At 65.3% G+C, this 23,130-nt stretch carries 15 protein-coding genes and 1 tRNA gene; 5 read left to right on the forward strand and 11 right to left on the reverse strand.

Translation table 11 applies throughout. The features are described 5' to 3' along the window. Positions 1-638: 638 nt before the first annotated feature. From IEW81_RS03185 to IEW81_RS03210, 6 genes are all read right to left on the reverse strand, one after another. A complete protein-coding gene (locus tag IEW81_RS03185; protein WP_143544657.1) occupies positions 639-2,225 on the reverse strand; it encodes a choice-of-anchor I family protein in 1,587 nt (528 codons plus the stop codon). Between the two features lie 357 nt (positions 2,226-2,582). Beyond that, entirely contained in the window at positions 2,583-3,419 is an 837-nt protein-coding gene (locus IEW81_RS03190) for a HEPN domain-containing protein (RefSeq protein WP_097060533.1), read from the reverse strand. An 18-nt stretch (positions 3,420-3,437) separates the two neighbouring features. Beyond that, positions 3,438-4,076, reverse strand: a complete 639-nt coding sequence (locus IEW81_RS03195; protein ID WP_097060532.1) for an ApeA N-terminal domain 1-containing protein — start codon at positions 4,074-4,076, stop codon at positions 3,438-3,440. 105 nt (positions 4,077-4,181) lie between these two features. Then, positions 4,182-4,255: transfer RNA gene (locus tag IEW81_RS03200), tRNA-Met, on the reverse strand. A gap of 56 nt (positions 4,256-4,311) precedes the next feature. Further along, a complete protein-coding gene (locus IEW81_RS03205; protein ID WP_179691827.1) occupies positions 4,312-7,197 on the reverse strand; it encodes a UPF0182 family membrane protein in 2,886 nt (961 codons plus the stop codon). 81 nt (positions 7,198-7,278) lie between these two features. Further along, positions 7,279-8,388 (reverse strand): YlbL family protein, encoded by a 1,110-nt coding sequence (locus IEW81_RS03210; protein ID WP_097060531.1) that lies wholly within the window; start codon positions 8,386-8,388, stop codon positions 7,279-7,281. A 117-nt stretch (positions 8,389-8,505) separates the two neighbouring features. On the opposite strand from IEW81_RS03210, the gene IEW81_RS03215 reads away from it, so the two are divergent. Next, the gene (locus IEW81_RS03215) at positions 8,506-9,861 is read left to right on the forward strand and encodes a zinc-dependent metalloprotease (protein WP_097060530.1); all 1,356 of its coding nucleotides are present in this window, start codon (positions 8,506-8,508) and stop codon (positions 9,859-9,861) included. Positions 9,862-9,910: 49 nt separating this feature from the next. Continuing rightward, complete coding sequence (locus IEW81_RS03220; RefSeq protein WP_179691826.1) at positions 9,911-10,807, forward strand: hypothetical protein; 897 nt, start codon at positions 9,911-9,913, stop codon at positions 10,805-10,807. Here the strand turns inward: IEW81_RS03220 and IEW81_RS03225 are convergent. Together IEW81_RS03225 and nudC are read right to left on the reverse strand one after the other, a co-directional pair. Continuing rightward, on the reverse strand, positions 10,731-12,407 hold the full coding sequence (locus IEW81_RS03225) for an ATP-dependent helicase (RefSeq protein ID WP_097060921.1): 1,677 nt from the start codon (positions 12,405-12,407) through the stop codon (positions 10,731-10,733). The genes IEW81_RS03220 and IEW81_RS03225 overlap by 77 nt on opposite strands. Positions 12,408-12,445: 38 nt before the next feature. Then, the gene (nudC, locus tag IEW81_RS03230) at positions 12,446-13,387 is read right to left on the reverse strand and encodes an NAD(+) diphosphatase (protein WP_097060529.1); all 942 of its coding nucleotides are present in this window, start codon (positions 13,385-13,387) and stop codon (positions 12,446-12,448) included. A 73-nt stretch (positions 13,388-13,460) separates the two neighbouring features. Between nudC and IEW81_RS03235 the strand changes: the two genes are divergently transcribed. Then, positions 13,461-14,456 (forward strand): phosphotransferase, encoded by a 996-nt coding sequence (locus tag IEW81_RS03235; RefSeq protein WP_097060528.1) that lies wholly within the window; start codon positions 13,461-13,463, stop codon positions 14,454-14,456. A gap of 37 nt (positions 14,457-14,493) precedes the next feature. On the opposite strand, the gene IEW81_RS03240 is transcribed toward IEW81_RS03235, so the two are convergent. The 3 genes from IEW81_RS03240 to IEW81_RS03250 form a co-directional block, all read right to left on the reverse strand. Beyond that, positions 14,494-15,831 (reverse strand): MFS transporter, encoded by a 1,338-nt coding sequence (locus IEW81_RS03240; RefSeq protein ID WP_097060527.1) that lies wholly within the window; start codon positions 15,829-15,831, stop codon positions 14,494-14,496. A 333-nt stretch (positions 15,832-16,164) separates the two neighbouring features. Next, positions 16,165-19,383, reverse strand: coding sequence for an ATP-dependent helicase (locus IEW81_RS03245; protein WP_097060526.1), 3,219 nt, complete (start codon positions 19,381-19,383; stop codon positions 16,165-16,167). Then, entirely contained in the window at positions 19,380-22,532 is a 3,153-nt protein-coding gene (locus IEW81_RS03250) for an ATP-dependent helicase (protein ID WP_097060525.1), read from the reverse strand. The genes IEW81_RS03245 and IEW81_RS03250 overlap by 4 nt, the downstream gene beginning before the upstream one ends. 74 nt (positions 22,533-22,606) lie before the next feature. On the opposite strand from IEW81_RS03250, the gene IEW81_RS03255 reads away from it, so the two are divergent. Together IEW81_RS03255 and IEW81_RS03260 are read left to right on the forward strand one after the other, a co-directional pair. Further along, positions 22,607-22,831 (forward strand): DUF3107 domain-containing protein, encoded by a 225-nt coding sequence (locus IEW81_RS03255; protein WP_097060524.1) that lies wholly within the window; start codon positions 22,607-22,609, stop codon positions 22,829-22,831. Between the two features lie 6 nt (positions 22,832-22,837). After that, positions 22,838-23,128 carry a hypothetical protein gene (locus IEW81_RS03260; protein WP_097060523.1) on the forward strand — a complete coding sequence of 97 codons (291 nt, stop codon included), beginning with the start codon at positions 22,838-22,840 and terminating at the stop codon, positions 23,126-23,128. Positions 23,129-23,130 lie beyond the last annotated feature (2 nt).

Below are 23,130 nucleotides of genomic sequence, written 5' to 3' on the forward strand. Positions count from 1 at the left end.
CGGCGAGCTGTCGTCCAAAGTCGCGTCGGACCTTGTCATCGGCGAGGACCTCTATCCGCAATCAACGTGTTGAACGGGGCAGCCAAGGTTGTCCAGAGGTCGCAATCAAATCACGCACAGCGAGACCGTGCTAAGCATCCGAGGCCACCGACCGATTCCGATGCCCTGACGCACCAGGGGTAGTTAGTTTTCCCGAGATCTGAGTCCTAGGAAGCTTCAGCGGTCCCGGCCGGCTTGGACGAGCGCTTTTCGGCAAGTTGATCCCGCTCGGCAGCCGAGGACTCCAAAGTCACCAGTAGCAGTCCTGGCGAGAGCACCTCGGCGAATGGGCTCTCCATACCCGACGTCGCGTGTATAGCTTCGGCATAGGCGCTCGCAGCACCCGCGACTTGAGCGGCAGCACGCTGCGTCTTCTTCACTGACGTCGATCCAGCGGTCGCGACGTGTGCGTGCTTAGGGAGTGCCTTCGTCTAGTCTCTTATCGCGTCATCAATCTTCTTGGACATGCGTCGATCATCCCCTTGCGATGCAAGTCCGTCCAGCTTTGGGCGGGCCCGAGATGCACCCGAGACATTGCATGCTGACCCCGAGCCTGCTCACACTCGGAAGCATGAAATCACGCGGGAGTGGCTAGTCCCCTACGGCACAAACGACCAGATCGAAACCGTGTGGGAGATCTCGTTGTTGACAATAACCAGTGGAACGCCGCTGGGTGAATCGTCGGCGCTCACGAATTCGATGACCTCGGGACCGGAGTCGTTGGTCGGGGCTTTCGCGCTGGCGGAGAAGTCACGGCTGTTCGCGTATTGAACCAGAGTAGGCGAGGTCGGGTCGGTGATATCGAACGCGATAAACCCGCCGATCCGCTCGAGGCCGACGAACGCGTAGGTGCGCGATCCAATCACGCCGATGGTGACGCCCTCCGGCTCGGGCCCCTTGTTGTCGCTACGGTCGTCCAGCGCGCTGTTCGTGTTGCTCGCATTAAAGTTCAGCGGATACGCCGCCGCGGTGGCGCGCTCGATCCTGTCACCGCTGTCCCACACAACCTCGCCCGACGTGGTCCAGATGGTCACGGAGCGCGTACCAAACGCTTCGATCCGGTCGTAGTCGCCGTCCCCATCCGTGTCACCGGATGCTTTCGAGACAGTGAGCCGACCGAGCGCTGCGTTGTTCTTGAGCGCAGCTGCGTTGGGGAATTTGGTCGGGTCAAGGCGGTAGGCGCTGCTGCCGACGCGGATCTCCTCCTCGTAGCCGGGCCAATCCTGCCGGGCGTCGCCCTCGTTCGCGGAGATGAGGTATGTTTCGCCACCTGCGGTGAACGAGGCGAGCCCGTCGGGCAGCGGCAGGCCGAACACTGGCCAGTTGGCGATGTTGATCGCCGGTCCGTTGGCCCCGTTGTCGCGATCACTTGCGTCAAGGCCGTTTCCGGGCTGGCTGTGATCCTTCGCTGCGAGGGCCCGGATGGCTGTAACTGTCGCACTGGCCAGGTCTATCTCCGCGATCGCGTTGTTCTCCTGGAGGGTGACGAACACAGTGTCGCCCTCGACGACCGCGTACTCAGGCTCGAGGTCCTGGGCCACTGACGCCCCGGGGCCGAACACCCGCACGCCGGCGGGAAGTTCGCTGTGCCGTGGCGCTCCGACATTGAACGCCGTAAAGCCGACGGTGCGTACGGCGTCCACCTTTTTGGCGAGCAACTCCTGCACACTGATGATGCTCACCGAGCCATCGGGGTCGTCCTGCGGACGGTACGAGTTCGGTTCGCCCTCGTTCGCGACCACGATGCGGTTGCCCGTCGAATCGAATGTCAGCATGTCGGGGTTCGCGCCAACCGTCGCGCTGCGGAGCACCCTTCCTGCCGGGTTGAGAAGAACAACGGCACCGTTGTCGGTCTTGTCAACAGCAGGCATCGCGACGGCAACGCGGCCTTCGGTGGCAGCGACGGACGTTATGGATGCTCCGAAGCCGGCGAGGTCGACCGTTCGAACCTTGACAGGCGCGGATGGGGTGCTGATGTCGACGATGTCCAGCGTTGCGCCCTCGCCGATGACGTAGAGCCGATCGCCCAGCGCGGCTGAGACCTCCGACCCGCCATTCGCATATCGGCCGACAAACGATAAGACCGGCGATTCGGGATCTTCAGCGGCGGCAATCGGGGCAGCGGAAAGGAGGGCGGCCGGCACGATGAGGGCAGCCGCAGCTGCAGCGAAGCGATGGGTTCTCATGACAAGAGCCTGTGAGGTCTGGGTGAACGGCCGGCTAATCGAACGGAAATGCCGAGTGAACGGAAACGGAGTCTCAAGTTTCTGTGATGCTGACTGCGCAACTGTCTCTCATGTCCGAGGGGCTGTGCACCCTTCGTCTGGCGCAACGGGGGCGACCTTTGGACCGCACGAGGATTCCATCGAGGACGAGGACGACCTCCGCGACGGTATTGACAAACTCGACGCATGCGCGGGTGCGATCCCGTTCCTCAAAGTTGTTCATCAAGTCCTCCATCTGCTGCCGGCCGTCCAGGGCTGCCCGATTCAGGATTGGTCGACAGTCGATCTCTGATTGAGAGCCTCCTGTTGGTTCTGCCGCTATGCGTCGGGTCCACCCGACGTGCCTCTCCCGTACGCCGCAAACTCCGCGAAAGTGTCGAGGTAGATCACTATGTCTGAGCGACGACCCCACCATCCTGAATCGTTTTCGATCAGAACCTTCTTAACGCCGTCCGTCTCGAATCCGAGCGCGAGCAGCATTCGCGCTTCACACAGCAGGTTCAAGATTTCCTCTGCAACCTGCAGCGGAATCACGTTGGTTGTAGGGAACTTCGCACTCGGCAGGCCATGGATCACGGCATTCCTCACAGCGGGCACGTCGCTCTTCCACTTGCCGCTGCCAAGCGCGTCTGAGACTAACTTTCCGGTCTGCCTGTCAAGCCTGCTGAGGCGATGGCTCAATGTAGGTCGAATCGACTCACGCACTGCCCGTTCGGCCGTTGATGCGTAGCTTCTCAACTGCTCGCGCGTCTTGAGGAGCTTCTCAACCTCTTTCGCGCTGCACTCGACCTCGCGGGTTAGCGGAGCATCGACGTTGAGAGAGCGATCGAGTGTCTCCACCAATTGTGCGAGCAACGTCAACCGAACCATGGGTGTCGAGGGGCGGTTGTGTATGAAGTCGAGGTACTGATCAATTGCTGCGCCGTGTGCCTGGAAGGTGTCAAACACGGTTTGCAACCGGCGCTCGAAGTCGAAATCACGAAGCCGGTGCAGATACGCGTCCCCTTGTTGCGGTGGTCTGCGCTCGGGGTTGCTCGCAATGACCTCCAGCCACGTGTCGACGAGCAGCTGCCCATCCTGATCAGACAGCCACCCCCGGTTGTGGATGCTGAGCGAGTCGATGCCTGAAGTCTGGCGAGAGCCAGAGGAGATCAAGAAAGCCAGCGGACGTGGCTAGTCCCGCATGAAGTCTTTCAGTGGGATCTCGCTATCAAACGTCAGGCGGAATACGCGCGACTGCCGCATCGTGACCTCGCGGTTACCGATGGGAAAGTACGCCCGAGGCGATTGGTCCTTCAGCGAGATTGTCGCACCGTTGACGATAGCGGTCACCGTTGGTCTAGCCATCTGAACGATGGTGACGTCCGGATCTTCTTCGGTCGTGTTTTTCACTTTCCAACTGGAACATTGTGCCCATTCATCCTGATCCCAGAACCGAACAGTCGCGTCAGTGACGCCCAGCTCATGCTCCCGCAGCAACACCGAGCCGCGGATAAGGAACCGCGGCAGGAGCACCTTCTCTGACAGCTTCGAGCCGCCCAGATTCTGCGTGGACCGTATAACCCGGCTGTCGATGGCGGTAAAGAAGCCCTCGGCCGTCTGGAGGTGGAGTAGCGGGTAGTTTTCGATCTCGTTGACCCCAGTGAAGAAGGCCTCGAGGTCAATGGAATCGCTCGGAAACACTCCAGACAGCGTGATCGTATTGGCTGGTCGCTGGTCCGAGAAGGAGAGAGTGCCGGTCACGGACTCGCCTGACGCATCGTTGCGAGAGATATTCGCTGCGATAGTGCGGTTGCCACTCGGCTCAGCCATGTTACGAACCTACTTCTGTCAACCAATGGAGACGTAGTCAGATCCGTAGTCGAAGTGGAAAGCACAAAGGCCCGATCTTCCGATCGGGCCTTTGTTTGCTTTTCGTTGCGGGGACAGGATTTGAACCTGCGACCTCTGGGTTATGAGCCCAGCGAGCTACCGAACTGCTCCACCCCGCGGCGTACTACAAGCGTAACACAGCGCGGGGTGGAAGCCTGACGGCGGTCGGAACCGGCTAGCTCGTCGCGGCGATCGCCTGGTTGATGGCTGTCACCATTCGCGCGTCAGCCTCACCCGCAGCGACCAGGTCGCCGGAAGCGTACGCTGCCTGGCGGTCAGACAGTGCAGCCTGGTAAGCAGCCAGGGCTTGGCTCAGTGCGGCATTGTCTGTCGGAGTCGTCGGCGTGGTGGGAGTCGTCGGCACCGTCGGATCGACGGGTATGGTCGGATCCGTCGGAACCACCTGGCCATCGCCGGCGCTCGCTCCCGAGTCACCTCCAAAGAGGGTGTCCAGCGCCTGGTTGAGGGTGTCTTCGAAGGCGATCTGATCACCGAACGAGACGAGCACCTTGCGCAGCAGCGGATACTGCGTTCCGCTGGTGGCCTGCACATACACAGGCTGCACGTACAGCAACCCGCCGCCGACGGGCAGCGTCAGGAGGTTACCCAGCCTGACTTCGGTCTCACCACGCTGCAGCAGCGCGAGCTGGTTGGCCACCTCGGTGTCTGTGCGGAAATTATTCTGCACCTGGCCGGGGCCGGGCTGCGTCGTCTGCTTGGGCAGGGTGAGCAGCGTCAGCTTGCCGTAGTCCGGCCCCGCGTCAGAGTTCACCGCGAGGTATCCGGTCAGCACGTTACGCGTGGAGTCTGCACTCGCCCTCGGGATGAACGTCGAGTACAGCGAGAATGCCGGAGCATCCGTGCCTGGCACCTGCATCGTGAGGTAGTACGGCGGCTGCAGGGTCTGCGCCGCGGCCGCACTCACCGGGTCATCCGGGGTGATCCACTGGTCATCGCTCGAGAAGAACGACCCTGGGTCGGTCACGTGATACGACCCGAGAATCGCGCGCTGCACCTTGAATAGGTCAGCCGGGTAGCGTACGTGCTCCAGAAGCTGGTCGCTCATGTCACTCATCGGCTTGATCGTCGTCGGGAAGATCTTCTCCCAGGTTTTGAGCACGGGGTCTTTGTCATCCCACGAGTAGAGGGTGACGGTTCCGTCGTAGGCGTCGACGGTGGCCTTGACCGAGTTGCGGATGTAGTTCACGTCATTGACGGAAAACGCAGGTCGCGGCTGGTACGTGTCTGCGATCATGTCGCTGAGGTTCTCGACACGCGAATACGGGTAGTTCGTTCCCGTGGTGTAGCCATCGACGATCCAGACGATCTTTCCATCGACTACCGCCGGGTAAGAATCATTGTCGAGGGTCAGGTACGGCGCGACCTTCTGCACCCGATCGCGCGGGTTGCGATCGTAGAGCACCTGCGAATCGTTGGTCACGGCATCCGACAGGAAGATCTGCTCAGACTGGAACTTGATCGCGTAAATGAGCTTCTTGAACACATTGTCGAGCTTCGGCCCACCATCACCGGCGAAAGTGGTTGTCGCGTTCTGGTCGCTTTCCGCGCCACCCGACGGATAGTCGAGCTCGATGGCCTTGCTGCCCTCCGGCCCGCCCACGATCGAGTATGCGGGCGACTGCTCGCCGAAGTACACACGGGGCTCGAAGTCGCCGAGTGCCCCGACGCTGGGGATTCCCGACTCGAGGAACACCGGCTCGCCGTCAGACGAACGCTGGTTGCCGTACGCCGCCACAAGGCCGTATCCATGGGTGTAGACGAAGGTGTTGCTGTAGTCGGTCTGCGAGTCACCCAGACCGGCCTGGTTGAGCTCGCGAACCGCGATCACCGTGTCCTGGGTCTTGCCGTCGATGTCGTAACGGTCGACATCCAGGTGCGGAGCGAAATCGTAGTACTGCTTGAACTGTTCGAGCTGCTTGAATGCGTTCGGGGCAATCGCGGGGTCCAGGATGCGGATGTTGGCCGTCGTCTCGGCATCCGCGCGTAGCGCGCCCGGTTCGGCGCTGGAGGTTGCGCTGTAGGGAACCTCTTCGACACCGGCGACGCCGTACGCATCGCGCGTCGCGTCAATGTTTCGTTGGATGTAGGGAGCTTCGTAGGTCTGCGCGCTCGGCTGGACCTGGAAACGCTGCACGACCCACGGGTAAAGGCTGCCGACGACCAGCCCGCTGACCAGCAGCAGTGCCGTGCCGATGACGGGGAGGCGCCAGCGGCCGATGATGGCCGTCACGATGAAGAGGATGGCGACGACCGCGGCGATGCCGGCGAGGATGGCGCGGCCCGGGATGGTCGCATTGGCCTCCGTGTAGCCAGCTCCGGTCGCCAGGAAACCCTGACCTTTCGTGAAGAGGGTCGTGTACTGGTCGAGCCAGATGCTTGCTGCCTGCAGCGCGATGAACACTGCTGCGGTGATGGAGATCTGGATGCGCGCGGAGCGGGAGATCCGCACCTCACGTCCATTGAACCTGAGTGCCCCATAGAGGTAGCTCGTGGCGAGCGCGCCGATAGCGGAAATCAGCACGACGGCTGACGCGAACCCGAGCGCACCGTGGAACAGCGGAAGGTCGTAGAAGTAGAACGACACGTCGAGGCCGAACTGCGGGTCGGTCTGGCCGAACGGGGTCTTGTTCAGCCACTGGAGCACGATCGGCCAATTGGTGGCCGTCGAGACACCTCCGAAGACACCGAGCAGCACGGGGATGCCGACCATCGCCAGGCGACGAAGCGGCTCGATCACCTGCTGGTAGCGGTCGAGCTGCGAGTTGAGCTTCGCGTACACGGGCCTTGCGCGGAACGCCACCAGGATGCTCACGTATACGGGGATCGCCATGCCGAAGAATCCGACGAGGAACATCGCCACCCCAGCGAACCACTGCGTGGTCAGGACGTTCAGGAAGCCGAGCTGGTCGTACCAGAGCACTTCGGTGTACAGGTTGGAGACCACGAAGAACGCGATTACCACTACCGCAATGATCACCGCCGTGATGGTGAGGGTGACCCTCGTTCGGTTTGCTGCGGCCGGTGCGGATTGTGTCGACACTGTGTTGTTGCTCCTGCTGTTGGGGATCGTGGTTCTATCGTAAAGGGCAAGCTGGGAAAACCCCCCGGCGCGTGCGTGAGGCTACGACACCGGGCATGCAGGCAGCGAGCTCGTCGAAGCGCCGGATTCGATCGCCATGAGCGCGTCCAGCGCCTCCTTCAGGGTGGCAACCGAAAGCACCGTCAGCCCGGCCGGGATGTGGCCCGTGACCTCGTTGCAATTCGAGGCAGGGGCGAGAAACCACGTGGCACCGGCCTTCTTGGCGCCGTACAACTTCTGCTGGATGCCACCGATCGGACCTACCTCGCCGGATCCGCTGATCGTGCCGGTGCCCGCGATGTTCTCGCCACCGTTCAACTCACCCGCCGTGAGCTTGTCGATGATGCCGAGTGCAAACATCATGCCTGCGCTCGGGCCGCCGACGTTCTCGAGCTGGATCTTCACGTCGATCGGGAAGTCGTAGTCACCGCCGGCGATGATGCCGATGATCGGCACCGAGTCTGCTCCCGCCGCCAGCGTCGGGGTGATCGACACCGTCTTCGGCTCACCATCACGCGTGATGTCGACAATTGCGGCCTTGTCGACACCGTTCGCAGCGATCTGGGCGCGCAGACCTGTGACGTCCGCGAAGCTGACTCCATTGACGCTGAGCAGCACGTCTCCCGCAGCCAGCACCCCATCCGATGGTGAGCCCGCGGATGACTCGACCACCGTGACCGTGCCCGGGAATGTGTAGCCCAGCTCCGTCAGCGCAGCCGCGACGGCCTCCTTCTGCGAGTTGGCCATGTCGACCCTGCCCTGCGTGTTGGAGTCCTCCAGCGAGACACCGGCCGGGTAGACCAGATCGACCGGAACGACGGCCTTGCTCGGGTCGAAGTAGGCCGACGCGATCTCGAGCCAGTTAGGGAGCTCCTGCCGGTTCCCCCGGATGCTCACGGTCAGCATGTCGAGTGCGCCACCGGTCGGGTAGGTCGTCTCATCCGGAATCTGGATCATCGGCACCTGCTTGCCGTCGATCGTGACATCGCCGAGGGTATTGTAGACCGGCCCCGGCTGCTCGATGACGAAGGGAGCGGGGATGAGCGCCACGGTGACGACTCCGACGAGCCCGATGCCGAGAATCGCCCAGCCGACCCGCCGGCGCCAGGGGCGCGGCTGGGAATCGGGTGAAATGTCGGTGAAGATGGCCACCGGTAGTCCTTACGCGCGAGAGTTGAGATCGGCTGTTCGCCACGGGCGCACGATCGAAGAGCCCAGCCTAGGTCAAATCCCAGCCGGTACGAGTGCCCAGCGGCTAGCGTAGTTTGCATGGCTGAAGATTCCCGGAACGACGGTGACGCAGGAAATCCTGAAGACGAATTTCGCGACATGCTCAAAGACTTCCTGGCCGGCAACACCAACATCGACCCGGCCAAGCTGGCGGGCGCCGCGGGGCTGCCCGACGATCCGGCGATGATCGCTCAATTGATCAGCCAGCTCCAGGCCGCAATGCAGGGCAGCAATGACGGCATCAACTGGGACCTGGCACTCGACCAAGCGAAGGGCATCGCCGAGCGTGGCACTGTCGTGTCGCTGCCCGCCGAACGATCTGCCCTCGAGCAGGCACTGCACGTGGCATCGCTCTGGCTCGACGAAGCCACCACCATCTCCGAACTGTCCGGAACTCCGAAGTTGATGAGCCGCCAGGAGTGGGTGACAGCGACGATGCCGATCTGGACCCAGTTGGCGGAGCCCGTCGCGAACTCCATCGCCGACTCCCTCACCGATGTTCTCAAGCAGAGCGCACCGGAAGGCGGCGAACTCGACGACATGCTCCAGGGCGCGAGCAGGATGATGCGCAACGTCGGAGGTACCCTTTTCGCGATGCAATTCGGCCAGGTCGTCGGCCAGCTCTCGAGCGAGGTCGTCTCCGGTGGCGACATCGGCATCCCCCTGCTCGACGGTGACCAGGTCGCCATCCTCCCCCAGAACGTGTCTGGATTTGGCGCGGGCCTCGACATCCCCATCGACCAGGTGCAGCTCTATCTCGCCGTGCGCGAACTCGCCCACTCACGACTGTTCCGTCACGCCAGGTGGCTCAGGCTGCAGTTGCTGACCTCGATCACCGAATTCGCGCGGGGCATCAGCATCGATACCGAGCGCATCCAGGGTCTCGCCTCGGACTTCGACGCTGAGAACCCCGAACAGCTCCGCGAAGCGCTCACCTCCGGCGCGCTGATCCCGCCCAAGACCGACGACCAGCTCGCCGCTCTCGGTCGGCTCGAGACGACCCTCGCGCTCGTCGAGGGCTGGGTCGATGTGGTCACGGCCGAAGCGACGAGGCGCCTACCGTCGAGCGCGGCCATCGCCGAGACCGTGCGCCGCAGGCGTGCATCCGGTGGACCCGCCGAGTCTGCCTTCTCCACCCTCGTCGGCCTCGAATTACGGCCGCGACGCCTGCGTGAAGCGGCAGCAATGTGGCAGAAGGTGACGGATGCGGTCGGCAGTGACAAGAGGGATGAACTCTGGTCGCATCCCGACCTGGTACCCACCGCCGCCGACCTCGACGACCCGACGGCGCTCATCGCCCGCATCACGGCCGGCCAGCCCGAACCCGACGACATCGACCAGGCCATCGAAGACCTGCTGAACGACGACACGAGCGAACGGCCACGCGAAGAATAGTTGTGGACGGTTCGCGCGAGGAATCCTGCGAGCCGGTCACACTGGGCGGATGACGCTCAGGCTCGACCCCCGGCTCCCCCTCGTGTGGCGTTCGCCGTTCGGCATGCAGGTCGGCATCGATCCAGTTGTCGTGCGCATCGATGACGTCACCGACGCGCAGCAGCGCATGCTCGCCGCCCTCGCAGTGGGCACGAGTGCTCCCGGGCTTGCGATGATGGCCGGTGGACGCGGGCCGGAGGCTGCCGCCGCCAGGGATGAGTTGCTTGAACTCGTGGCCCCGGCCCTCGAATCGGTGCCAAGGCCGGGGCTCAGCACCGTCGCGATCTCGGGAAGCGAGACGCTCGCCAACGCCATCGCCGCACTCCTCGCCAGTCGCGGGGTCGCCGTACTCGTCGCCGCCGACGCGGCCGACCTTGCGGAGTCCCAGCCCGACGTCGCGATCATCGTCGGCCACTTCGTGCTCGCGCCAGAGTTGCACGCGCTGTGGCTGCGCCGTGACATCCCGCACCTGGGCGTCGTGGTGGGAGACACCGCGACCATCATCGGGCCCATGATCGAACCCGGAACCGGCCCATGCCTTCTCTGCCTCGAACTGCACCACCGGGACGCCGACCGGGCGTGGCCCGCGATAGCCTCGCAGCTGCTGGGGCGGGTGAGCGGTGTCGAGACGGCGATCCTCGTGGCGGAGACGGCGGCGGCCGCGGCACGGATGGTCATCGACCGGCTTCAGCGCCCGGCCGGCGGCGCTGCGGAGTCCGTGCGCATCGACGGCGCCACGGGTGAGCGGCGGCGGCGGCAGTGGCAGGTGCATCCGGAATGCGGCTGCCGCGGCATCCGGGAGCTGGAAGAGATCGCGAACGACCGCTCGCTCAGGCCAGTTCTGCCAGGAATCGGCTGGGCGACCGTTGCCCCGATCGTCCCTGCTGCGGGCTCGTCGCCCAACTGAGGGCGAGAGACCGACGCGCACGCGTGACGCCGACGTAGAGCAGCCGACGCTCCTCCTCGATTGCCGTGGGATCCTTCGCGTAGCTGATCGGCACGAGGCCTTCGGCGAGGCCGACCAGGTAGACCGAATCCCACTCGAGCCCCTTGGCCGAGTGGAGGGTGGCCAGTGTCACGGCCGCCATCGTCGGCTCGTGCTGGCCGGCCTGGCGTTCGAACAGCTCGTCGACGAACTGGCGCAGACTCGTGCCGGCCGGAGCCTCCTCAGCCAGGTGCATGAGCGCGTTGAGCGAATCCCAGCGGTCACGGACGGCGCCGCGGGCCTCTGGCGGATCCTGGGACCAGCCGATGGATCGCAGCACATCGCTCATCGTCTTGAACAGGGGCTCGACAGCGGTGTTCACGGTCGCGCCCCGCAACAGCATGAGCGCCTCTTTCACCTCACGCTGGTCGAAGAACCGACTGGAACCACGCATGAGGTAGGGCACCCCGGCGTCGGCGAGCGCGGTCTCGAGAGCCTGGGACTGCGCGTTGATCCTGAACAGCACGGCGATGGATTCCGGCTTCGTGCCGGTGGCGATCTCTGCAGCGATGGCGTTCGCCACCGCCCTGGCCTCCGCGCTGTCGGAGGGGTATGCGGTGGTGACCGGAGCCGATCCCGTGCGATCGCTCACCGGATGCAGGGTGAGAGCCCCCGGCTTGTCACGCATCAGCCGGTTTGCCGTCGCGACGATGGCGGGTGTCGACCGGTAGTTCTGCTCGAGCCTGATCACGACGGCATCCTCGTGTTCTGAACCGAAGCCGAGCAGGTAATCCGGGCTCGCACCGGCGAACGAGTAGATCGTCTGGCTCACGTCACCCACGACACACACATCGTTGCGTGGCCCCAGCCAGAGCTGCAGCAGGTCGTGTTGCAGGGGCGAGACGTCCTGGTACTCGTCGACCACGAAGAAGCGGTATTGCTCGCGCACCTGTTGCGCGACTCGCGGCTCCGCCTCGATCATGCCGGCCGCTGCCAGCAGCACATCCTCGAAGTCGATCTGCCGGCGTTCGTCTTTGACGGTCTCGTACGCAGAATGCAATGCCACCATCTTGTCCGGTGTCAGCGACTGAGCAACCGGTCGGTTCTTCGCGGCGTACTCCTCGATCGACAGTCTCGAGGTCTTGCGCCACTCGATCTCGGCCGCAACGTCGCGCAGGGTCGCCGTGTCCAGCTTGAGCCGCAGCGCATCCGCGCCATGCGCGATCACCTTCGCCTTCCCCTCGAGCAGCCTCGGCATCGTGCCCCCGATCACCTGGGGCCAGAAGAAATTCAATTGCGAAAGAGCTGATGCGTGGAACGTGCGTGCCGAGACTCCCCCGGCTCCCAGCGCCCGGAGCCGGCCGCGCAGCTCACCCGCCGCGCGCGCGGTGAAGGTGAGCGCCATGACGCGGCCGGGAGGGTATACCCCTGTCGCGACGCCGTACGCGATGCGATGGGTGATCGCGCGGGTCTTACCCGTGCCGGCACCCGCCAGCAGGCAGACGGGCCCGAGCAACGCCTCCGCCGCCATCCTCTGCTGGTCATCCAGGCCATCAAGCAGCGATTCGGCCGTGCCGGTCATCGGTCGCGCACCCGTTCGCTCAGCATCACTGATGGCCGTCACTGCCCGTCAGGGATCGGGCCGCCGAACCATTCCTCGATGATCGCGCGGGCGATAGAGGTCGGCCCGGGGAGCCTGACCTCCGGCCCGTTCGCGTCATCGACGGCTGCGGCCAACTCTTCGCGGCTGAACCAGCGAAGGTCGAGGATCTCGGTGCCGTCAGGGGTGGCATCTGTACCGTGCTCAGGATCGACCTTTGCGGTGAAGCCGAGCATGAGCGACGCGGGGAACGGCCAGGGCTGGCTTCCGAGATAGACGGGATCGATCACGTGGATGCCGGACTCCTCGAGCACCTCGCGGTGCACAGCGGTCTCGAGCGACTCCCCCGGCTCCACGAAACCGGCCAGCAGCGAGAAGCGGTTGCTCTCCCACAGCGCATTCGAGCCCAGAAGCATCCGGTCGTCCGCGTCGGTGATACCGACGATGATGGCAGCATCCGTTCGCGGGAAGACCTCGGTGTCGGAGATCGGATCGCGCCGAACCCATCCACCCTTCTCCACGATCGTGGGCTCACCGGTGCGCGGCGAGAATGCATGGCTCGCGTGCCAATTCAGCACCCCGAGCGCCTCGACGAGCATGCCGGCATCCCGGTCGCTGAGCCTGTTGCCCAGTGTGCGGAGGTTGCCCCAGTCGGCCTCCGCGAGATGACCCGCATCGTCGAGCAGCACCGCGACGACGGGCGTGCCAGCGGGTTCAGGGCTCGTGGTCGACAGGGAACGGCCGAGGTAGACCCTGAGTCCACCATGGGGAATCGCGTCGACGGGGACGAGGGCGAGGCTGGTCGGCGACGACAGCAGAGCCGAACCCTCGAAGATCGGCAGGATGCGCGTGGCCGGGTCTGCCCACAGCTCCTCGAAGAGGTTCTCGCGTTCGCGGGCGAGGTTATCCCTGTCCATCTCGAAGCGGGAGAGCGGCAGTCTCGAGGAAAAAGAACGTGACATGTATGAAGGCGACCCCGTCAGAAGTGCGTGGCGTGAAGCGATTGCAGGGGGTACTCGACCTACCCTGTCTGGTATGGCCAGATCTCATCTCACTCTAGCCGCGCTCGCCACCTCGGCTGTGCCGGGTCTCGACGTCGCCGGCGTTGCCCACTTCGGCGCACGCGAGGGCAGCGACTTCGACGCGGCCCTGCTCACCGCCCGCGACGGTAAGCACTGGATCATCCGCGCTCCCCGATCCGCGCGCGCCGAGACCGAGCAGTCTGCTGACCTGGTCGCGTTGCGCGCCCTAAGCGCCGGCGTACGCACGCGCCTCCCGTTCACCGTCTCCGCTTTCGGCGGCCAGGCTCCTCTCGGCAACACGCGCGCGTTCGTGTACGAGTTCGTCTACGGCGCCAAGGTGGCTCTCGGCTCGATGCAGGCCGGGCCGGATTCGCTGGCCGCATCCGTCGGCACCGCGATCGCCGCCATCCACTCCCTGCCCACCAGCTTCGTCGCAGACGCTGGCCTGCCGGTGCTCACCGCGGGCGAGAGCCTCCGTGCTGCCGTCACCGTGATGGATCGCGCCGCCGCCACCGCACTCGTTCCCGCCGCGCTCACCGCTCGCTGGGAGAAGGCGGCCGAAGATGCGAAACTATGGCAGTTCCAGCCGACGGTGATCAACGGTGCGCTGACCGCCTCCTCGTTCCTCAGCTCGGATGACACCGTCACCGGCGTGCTCGGCTGGCAGGAACTGCGCGTGGGCGACCCCGCGCGCGACCTGCAGTGGGCGATCTCGAACAATTCCGTCGCAGACAGCGTGTTCGACGCTTACTCCCGCGCCCGTGGCGCCACCGACCGACAGGTGCGCCAGCGTGCCATGTTTTACGCCGAGCTCGAAGTGGCCAAGTGGCTGCTGCACGGCACCGAGACGCGAAACACCGAGGTGGTCGATGACGCGGTGCAGATGCTGACCGGGCTTGTCGACAACATCCGAAACGACGTCATGAACCCTATCGGCACGCAAACCATGCCGACCATGGCGGTGGATGAGGTCGAGGCCTTCCTGGCTCGCAGCGAGAAAGCCGTCTAACCGACCGCCGACCGCAGCAGCAGCAGCAGCAGCAGCACTATCCTGCGGGCCGCGTCGTCGCGCGTCGCTTCGGTACGATCGCGATCCACTTCCCGCGCTTCGCCGCGACCGCAACACGCAATTTGCCGCTGCGCGAGAGCAGGATGGCGATGGTGATCGCGGCGGTCGCTGGCACCGCACCCGAGATAACCATGGCGGTCTTGGCCCCCAGGTTCTCGGCGAACCAGCCCATGACCGGCCCGCCGATCGCTTGCCCACCGACCAGGACCATCACCCAGAAGGCCATGATCCGGCCTCGGATAGCGAGGTTCGACGACAGTTGCATCATCGTCTCGCTGGCGGTCGTGTAGAGCAGTCGTGACAGTCCGATTGCCGGGAGCAGCAGCAGGAACATCGGATAGAACGGGGCGAGCCCCGCCGTGATGAGCATGAGCCCGTAGATGATCGCGCCGATCATGATCGTGCGCAACCGCAGTGTGGCGCGACGAGCCGAAGCGAGGGCGCCGAGCAGCGCACCGATCGCGGCCAGCGAGTTGTACAGCCCGTACCCGGTGGCCCCGGTGAGGTACACCTGATCGGCCATGCCGGCGAGGAGGGCTGGCATGGGCATCCCGAAGATCGCCACGAAGGTGACCATCACGAGGGTCCAGAACAGCGTCGGCTTACTGAGGATGTACCGACCCGCCTCGCGGATCTGGCCCTTATGGGTCGGCGCGCGCGCGCCGACCAGCAGGTCCCTCGTGCGCATAAACAGCAGCAGGATCACACCGATCAGCCCGGCCACCACGTTCGCGCCGATCGCCCAGCCCGAACCGACAGCCACGATGAGCACACCGCTGAGGGCCGGCCCGATGAGCGCGCCAAGATGGAAGATCGAGGCGTTCACGCTGATGGCATTGCGGATGTGGCGTGGCCCGACCATCTCGTTGACGAATACCGCTCGCGCCGGACCGTCGAATACCTGCAGCGTTCCGACCGCGAGTACGAGAGCGTAGACCACGAGCAGATTGGCGTTGCCGGAGATCGCGATGATGGCGAGCACGAGGTTCAGGGCCGCGATGATCAGCTGGCAGAAGATGAGCACCGAGCGCTTCTTGTACCGGTCGGCGATCACGCCGGCGTACGCGCCGAGGATCAGCGTCGGCAAGAACTGGAGGGCGATCGTCAACCCGACGAGGGTGACGCTTCCGGTGATCTCGAGCACGAGCCAGTCGACCGCGATGCGCTGTGCCCAGCCCGCGGTGTTTGAGATGAACTGGGCGATGATGTACAGGCGATAGTTGTGCACTTTCAGGGCGCTGAAGGTATCGCGCCACGCCGGTCGCTGAATCGCAACGGCGATGGGCATCGTCGCAGGCACCTGATCCGGAGTCATTGTCACCATTCAACGCTACGTCAGGCGTGGTCGTACGAGTAACCGATCGACCAGGTAAGCACCACCACGTTTCGTGCCGAGAGAGGTTTCGGATGTTCGATCCGGTGATCCTCACAACCCTCGTCGCCGTGGCCGAGACTCCCGGTTCCACGCCGGCCGGGGCTTGGCTCGGGCTCGGCTCGGGCTGAGCCAGTTGACGGCGGGCCAGCACATCAGCACGCTCGAACAGGCCGCCACCGTACCCTGGCGTATCGCGTACCGCTCGCCCAGTATCACCCGCACCCACGCCCTTGGATCCCTGGAGGGCATCGGTCGAAACGCTGAGCGCCGCATTCAGGAGTCGGCCGGCGCGGTAGCCCCTCGCCAGGCCGCGAGCAGTTGCTGCTCGTCGAAGAGCCGCTCCGGCCGGATGATCGCGTCGTCGGACACGTAATAGAACACGGCATCGATCTGCGAGGGGTCGATACCCTTCCACCGCGCGTAGGCCAGACGGTACAGCGCGAGCTGGAGTTGCTTCTCTTCGAGATCCTGCGCGCCGCTCGGGGCCTTTCCGGTCTTCCAGTCGACGATCTCGAATCGCTCGTCATCGATGGCGTAGACCGCGTCGATCTTGCAGATGACGATGCGGCCGTCGAAGGGCAGGTGGATCTCGATCTCGACATCGACGGGTCGCAGTGGAGCCCAACGGGAGTTCTCGAAGACGCCCTGCAGTCGCACGAGCTCGGCGAGATCGAGGTCGTCACCCTGCTGCTCGGAGTCGAGCTCGATCGCCGAGGCATCCACCAGCTCCGCTGGCGATGACGCCCCATAGCGAGCCTCCACCCAGCCGTGGAAGCGGGTGCCGAGCCGTGTCGCGCGATACGGCTTTTCGGGCATCGGCCGCCTCAGCGCACGCGCGACACCGGCCGGATCCGTCACGAAATCCTTGAATCTGGATGCCGGGATGCGCTCCGGCAGCGGAACGACCGAGGCCGAGCGCGCGGCGGCATCCCGCTCCGCCAGCAGCAGGTCGAGATCGCGCTGCCAGATTCCGGCGGCCCGCGGATTCTCCAGTTCACCGCGCACGAGTTGGGCCGCACGCTCGACCACCCGGCGCCGGGTGCCCAGCGGGTCGATCGGCCACTGTTCGATCTCGGCCTCACCCATGAGCGGGTTCTCCTCGAACGCGCTCTCGGTGGGCAGCGCATCGATGAGCCCGCCATCGGCCAGTTCAGCGAGGAACACCGATGGCGGTCGCGGCTTGCCCTGTCCGCCCCAGAACGCTCCGGTGAGCAGCAGCGAATCCTGCGCCCTCGTGACGGCAACGTAGCCGAGCCGGCGTTCCTCGGCCTGGTGACGTTCAGACAGCTCTGACTTGAACGTCTTCAGCCCCGCGTCGAACTCGGCCTGATTCTCGACAGACTGCCATTCGAGAGCCGGGAGTTCGCGCGCATCCCCCCTGAACTCGAAGGGGAGCTGGCCGAAGCGCACCCAGCCAGTGCCTTCACGGGATGCCGCTGGCAACTCGTCGGCCGACATTCTCGGCACCGCGACGACCTCCCATTCGAGCCCCTTTGAGCCGTGGATGGTGAGCAGTTGCACGGTGCCGCGCTCGGCATCTTCACTGCGGGGGCCCATGGTGTCATTGCGTTCGGCACGCGCGAGCCAACCGAGGAACGCGCCGAGGGTCGCCTGCTCGTCACTGGCGAGGAACCCTGACAGCTCGTCCCTGAAGGCATAGAGGTTCGCTGCCCCGAGCCCCGACGACTCGTTGGCGACGACCTCGATGTCGAGCAGCAGCTCCTGCTCGACGAGTCGTACGAGGTCAGGCAGGGCGAGCCCCGCCCGCGACCTGAAGAAGGCGAGCTGGCGTGCCGCGGCTCGAAGCCGCGTGAACCCGGGTTCGCTGAATCCACTGAGCTGGCTGTGCCCTGCCTGGGCCTCCCCCACGAAGTCGAGGGCGTCCACGATCGATCGGCCGTCGTCTGCGGCGACGGATTCGCGCATCCGCTGTTTCACGTCGTCGCTCAGGGCAACCTGCGACCAGTGCCGGGAGTGGAGCCAACCGGCCACGCCCGCGAGCTCTTTGAGGTCGCGCGGGCCAATCGCCCAGCGAGCACCGGACAGCAGGCGGATGAGTTCTGACCCCGCGGTCGGATCGTGGATGACCCGCAGGGCACTCACGAGATCGACGATCACGGGGGCCGAGAGCAGCCCGCCCAGCCCGAGGATGTGGTGCGGAACCTTCAATTCTTCCAACGCTCGCGCGAACAGGCCCATGTGACGTCGCTGGCGGAACAGGATGGCGGCCGTCTTGGGCAGCCCGTCTTTCGATGGCCCGTCCAGTTCCGCCAGCAACCACTGCGCGACGGCCCTCGACTCGATGACGATGTCGTCGAAGTATGCGCCGACGAGAGTTCCCACCGGAGCCGCGGGCCGTGCTCGCAACGACTCCACGGTGACGGGGGACGCAGCGCTCAGGGGCGCGACCAACAGGTTGGCGGCGTCGAGGATCGTGCTGGCGTTACGCCAGCTGGTCGACAGCGCGTACTCGTTGGCCGACCCGAAGTCACCGGCGAACCTGGCGAGGTTGGCGGCACTCGCGCCACGCCATCCATAGATCGACTGGTGGGGATCGCCGACCGCCATGACACCGTGACCGGCGAACAGCGCCGAGAGCAGCTCGGTCTGCACGACACTCGTGTCCTGGTATTCGTCGAGCAGCACCACGCGGTAGCGGTCCCGGTAGGCCTGGACCGTTGCTGGTGAGCGCCCGCAGATCGCGAGCGCGAGCGCCACCTGGTCGCTGAATTCGAGCAACCCGCGCCGGCGTTTCTCGAGGGCGTACTGCTCGGCGAGCCCCAGCAGCGGGCCGAGCGCCGCGATATCCGCGACCGCTTTCGTGACGCTCGCGTACGGAGTCGCCTTCGCTTTTCCACTCGTGTACGGCAGGTCGGCGATACCCGTGAAGCGTTCGGCATATATCCCGACCGCCGATGCGTCCGCAACGTTGTCACTGAGCTGGTGGCTGAGTTCGAGCACCCTCTCGGTGATCGCGTCCACGCTGCTGCCGAACGCCACCAGCCGATCGTCGGTGCTCTGGGTGACGACCTGCCTCGCGAGCTGCCACGATGACGCATCATTCAACAGTGCGGATTCCGGTTCGCGACCGATCAGCAGCGCGTTGTCGCGGAACAACGCACTCGCGAAAGAGTTGTACGTCGACACCGTCGGCTGGTCGAACTCGGCACGCTCAGGGTCACGGTCAGGTGCGGCCAGCAGGTCGGGTCCCTGTGACTGGATGAGCCGCAGTTGCGTGATGCGCCGGGCCACCCGGTCGGCCAGCCCCCCGGCGGCCTTCCTGGTGAACGTCAGCCCGAGCACCTGGTCTGGGGACACGAGATTGTTGGCCAGCAGCCAGACGACCCGGTTCGCCATGGTCTCGGTTTTACCGCTGCCGGCTCCCGCGACCACGAGGGCTGGCGCCAGCGGCGCCTCGATGACGGCCTGTTGCTGGGTGGTGGGCTCCGGCAGGTTGAGGAGACCGGCCAGCTCCAGCGACGACACGGTCATGAACTCACCGCCTGCACGACATGGATCTTGCAGCGACCGAAGCTCCACGGGTCGAGGCAGTGCGAGCCGAGTTGGGCCACGAACACGGCACCGGCCATCCCCTCGGCGTCGTCACTCACACGGGCCCGGAACTGCTCGAGCTGCTCGGCCGTGAATGCCTTCTGATGGGGAGCCGCGTATTCGGTGCCCCGAGTGCCCTTCGAAACGATCACGAGCTTCGCTCCCCCGTTCTCGAGCCCCTCTGGCACCCCGTCGATCGCCGCTGACACGAAGGCGAGCTGGTAGGCCCCGAGCTGGGCATGGTCGGCGACCGCGTCGTCGGTGGTCGGGTCGTTCCGGCCGGTCTTGAGGTCAACGATCACGGCTGTGCCATCCGGAAAGCTCTCGACCCTGTCGATCTTTCCTCTCAGGGTGGCCCGGCCGACCTGCAGTTCGAACGAACCCTCCTTGCTGGCCACAGTGCCGCCGGCGGCATCGAAATCGCGCAGGTAGGCCGAGAGACGGGAAGTGAGTTCACGAGCCCGCACCTTCTCGACCTCCGAATGCCAGCTCGCCTCGAAGCTCAGCTCGCCCCAGCGTTCGGTCACCGCAGCGAAGAGCGCATCCGGAGAGGTATCTGTCGCGGTCTCTGCGACGGAATGAATGAGCGTGCCGAGGTTCGCCGCCACACTCGACGAACCGCCGCCCACCTCGTCGATCAGCCAGTGCAGTGCGCAGGTCTCGAACGCCTCCATGCGCGAGGGCGACACCCGCACCGAAGTCTCCGGATCGTCGAGGTCGACGAGCGGCGCCGTCGTGCTCGGCTCGGCAAGGCCGTACCACTGGTCCGGGTCGGCACCGGGCACGCCCTCTGCTGCAAGCCTGGCGATTCCGGATGCCGCGTCAGCCGACCCCGTCGAGGTGAGTTCGCGACGCATTCGTCCGACCATCCCGCGCAGGCTGAGCGGATGCCGCGGCAGGCCAACCACGGTGCCCTCGGGTATGAGCCGCAGGAACGGGGACGGCAGGTTATCGTCGCCGGCAACCGCAGTCACGACCACCTCGGCGCTGGCACGGGAGACGGCCTGGGCGAACATCCGCAGCTCGTCGTGCATCACATCGAGCCGTTTGTCGACTGATGACGGGTCGCCGCCGGATACCACGAGCGGCAGGTCCTGGGAGCCCAGCAGCGAACCTCGAATTCGCAGGTTCGGCCACACGTTCTCCTGCATACCGGCGACCACGACAACCTCGAACTCGCGTCCGACCATTGCCGGCGGTGTTCCCACGGTCACCGAATCGAGCGTCGCCCGGGGGGCGAGAGTGTCTTCGGCGACATCGGCCGAGCGCCAGGAATCGACGAATACGGCCGCCGGGGCATCCGGTGTTCGCTCGACGAATCGTTTGGCTGCTGAGAACAGCGCCACCACCGCATCGAGGTGCCGGTTCGCTTCTTCGGCGACGATGCCGGAGCCGAGCGCCTGGTCGAACCAGGGCTTCTCGAGCCCGCTGCGCTGCCACACGCCCCAGAGCAGCTCTTCGATGCTCTCGCCTGCGAGCGCGGCGGCGGCCGTGGCGTGCAGGTTCTTCGCGACCGATTGAGCGCTCCTGCCGACCCTGGTGTCTATGGTCACGAGACCGGCGGGATGCAGCAGCGCTTCCGTCAGCAGGTCGTCGGCTCCACGATCACCGCCGCCCGCGAGCTCTTCGTGGCGCAGCGCGGATTTCAGTCGGCGAAGTGACACGGCGTCCAGCCTGCCCATCCCACCGCCGAGCAGTTCGAGTGCCGCCTCGGGGTCGAGCACTCGACCGGCCGGCATCCCGGCGAGGCCGAGCGCCAGCTCGAGCAGCAGGATCAGCCCCTCGACCGCGTACTCGTCGCGCACCGCGGCCCGGGCACTCGACACGCTCGTGGCGACCTCGAGGGCACGCAGTTCGCGAGCGAGCGACGGCACGAGGCTGCCCGACCGCACGACGACGGCCATCTGCGACCACGGGATGCCGTCGAGCAGGTGCCGTTCGCGCAGGCGGCGGGCTATGAACGCGACCTCCTCTGCCGGAGAACCGAGCCTGAAGGCGGCGACCCGCCCGGACCCGGCACCGGAGTCGGCACCAACCCCGGAGTCGACTGCAGAGTCAGCATCGGCGACGGCTGCTGCCTGCCGCTGCTGGCCCGCCCCAGCCGAGCCGATGCGACCGGCGATGCCGGACACCACCTGTCGCACCGAGTCACCGTGCCGGTGCACGTGACCGAGGTAGAGGGACTGCACCGGACAGCCGATAGCCGCGGAGAGGCGCCCGAGCAGGTCAGGTCTGGCTCCTCGAAAACCTCCGGTCGTGACATCCGGATCGCCGAAGGCCATCACTGCAACGCCTCGCCTCACGAGGGCTCGAAGCAGGGTCACGGTCGATTCCGTCGACTCCTGGGCGTCATCCACGATCACGAGTCGAAGACCATCGATGCTCAGCGGAGCGCCATCGGCAAGGATCAGCGCGGCCTCACAGATCAACTCGGTCGAGTCGAAATGTCGCTGACGATAGCTGGACTTGACCGCGTCATAGACGGTGATGAAGCTGGATGCCGCCACCCACTCGTCGCGACCGTGCACGCGCCCGAGCGACGCCAGTGCCGCGGGGCTCACCCCGTACTCGACGGCGCGCATCATCAGATCGCGCAGTTCTGTCCTGAACCCCCGGAGCCGACGTACATCCTCATCGAGATGAGGGGGCCAGTAGGACGCCGTGCCGTCTTCGATCTCACCCGCCAACAGCTCGCCGATGATCTGGTCCTGCTCGGCACCCGTCAGAAGTGTCGGCGCAGGCTCGCCAGCCACTGCGGCGGCATCGCGCACGATCTCGAAGGCGAGCGAATTCGCCGTGCGCGCCATCGGCCCGGGAGTCGGCACAGCCAGCCGCTGGGCCAGCCGGTCACGCAGCAGGGTGGCGCTGGCCCGGCTCGGACTCAGGATGACGATCTCGCCCGGAGACCATCCGCGACCGAGCACCCGATCGGCGACCAGCTCGATCATCGTCGTCGTCTTGCCGCTGCCTGGCGCCCCGATCACGGCGGCACAGGCATCATCGGGTAGCGCGATGACGGCCAGTTGGGATGGATCGAGCCCGACGAGAGGCGGGCGAGCCGCTCTGCCCCCGATGTCGAAGTTCGCCATGCCCCCACGGTAGCGGGATGCGCTGACAGTGAACGTCGCGGAACGAGCCTGTCGTTGTGTCGTATTCTGAGCGTGTGGACATTCGCATCGGCATCGCCAACAGCCCCCGTGAGATCAACTTCGAGTCGTCGCAGACATCGAGTGAGGTTGAGAAGACGGTTTCAGACGCTCTCGAATCGAATTCGAAGTTCGTGAAACTGGTCGACAACAAGGGAAACGTTTACCTGGTTCCCACTGACTCTTTCGCATACCTCGAGATCGGCTCCGAGGAGTCGCGTCGCGTCGGCTTCGTCGCGTAGCGACACATGGAGCTTCTCTTCGTCACCGTGATCGGCGCCTGCATCGGGGCCATAGTGCGCTACACCATGCCGAAGCGCGGCACATACGGCGCCTTCCTGCTACCCGCAGCAAGCGCCGCAGTGACGGCCACCGCGTGGGTGGCACTGCTCTGGGCGGGGCTCACCTTCGACGGCACGTGGATCTGGGTCGCGAGCATCGGAGCGGGCACGATCGCTGGCATCGTGATCACGGTGGTACTGCCTCGAAAGCGCACCACGCTGGATGACGCGAAACTCGCCAGGCTCGCTCGGGCATAGAC

The organism is Salinibacterium xinjiangense, assembly GCF_014645015.1.
Classification (GTDB): domain Bacteria; phylum Actinomycetota; class Actinomycetes; order Actinomycetales; family Microbacteriaceae; genus Rhodoglobus; species Rhodoglobus xinjiangensis.

What these genes read in the sequence shown, in the direction of transcription:
- IEW81_RS03220 (WP_179691826.1), top strand. Translation starts at nt 9,911, where the DNA reads ATGACGCTCAGGCTCGACCCCCGGCTCCCCCTCGTGTGGCGTTCGCCG.
- IEW81_RS03245 (WP_097060526.1), bottom strand. Translation starts at nt 19,383, where the DNA reads ATGACCGTGTCGTCGCTGGAGCTGGCCGGTCTCCTCAACCTGCCGGAG.
- nudC (WP_097060529.1), bottom strand. Translation starts at nt 13,387, where the DNA reads ATGTCACGTTCTTTTTCCTCGAGACTGCCGCTCTCCCGCTTCGAGATG.
- IEW81_RS03260 (WP_097060523.1), top strand. Translation starts at nt 22,838, where the DNA reads ATGGAGCTTCTCTTCGTCACCGTGATCGGCGCCTGCATCGGGGCCATA.
- IEW81_RS03250 (WP_097060525.1), bottom strand. Translation starts at nt 22,532, where the DNA reads ATGGCGAACTTCGACATCGGGGGCAGAGCGGCTCGCCCGCCTCTCGTC.
- IEW81_RS03240 (WP_097060527.1), bottom strand. Translation starts at nt 15,831, where the DNA reads ATGACTCCGGATCAGGTGCCTGCGACGATGCCCATCGCCGTTGCGATT.
- IEW81_RS03225 (WP_097060921.1), bottom strand. Translation starts at nt 12,407, where the DNA reads ATGACCGGCACGGCCGAATCGCTGCTTGATGGCCTGGATGACCAGCAG.
- IEW81_RS03195 (WP_097060532.1), bottom strand. Translation starts at nt 4,076, where the DNA reads ATGGCTGAGCCGAGTGGCAACCGCACTATCGCAGCGAATATCTCTCGC.
- IEW81_RS03215 (WP_097060530.1), top strand. Translation starts at nt 8,506, where the DNA reads ATGGCTGAAGATTCCCGGAACGACGGTGACGCAGGAAATCCTGAAGAC.
- IEW81_RS03185 (WP_143544657.1), bottom strand. Translation starts at nt 2,225, where the DNA reads ATGAGAACCCATCGCTTCGCTGCAGCTGCGGCTGCCCTCATCGTGCCG.
- IEW81_RS03235 (WP_097060528.1), top strand. Translation starts at nt 13,461, where the DNA reads ATGGCCAGATCTCATCTCACTCTAGCCGCGCTCGCCACCTCGGCTGTG.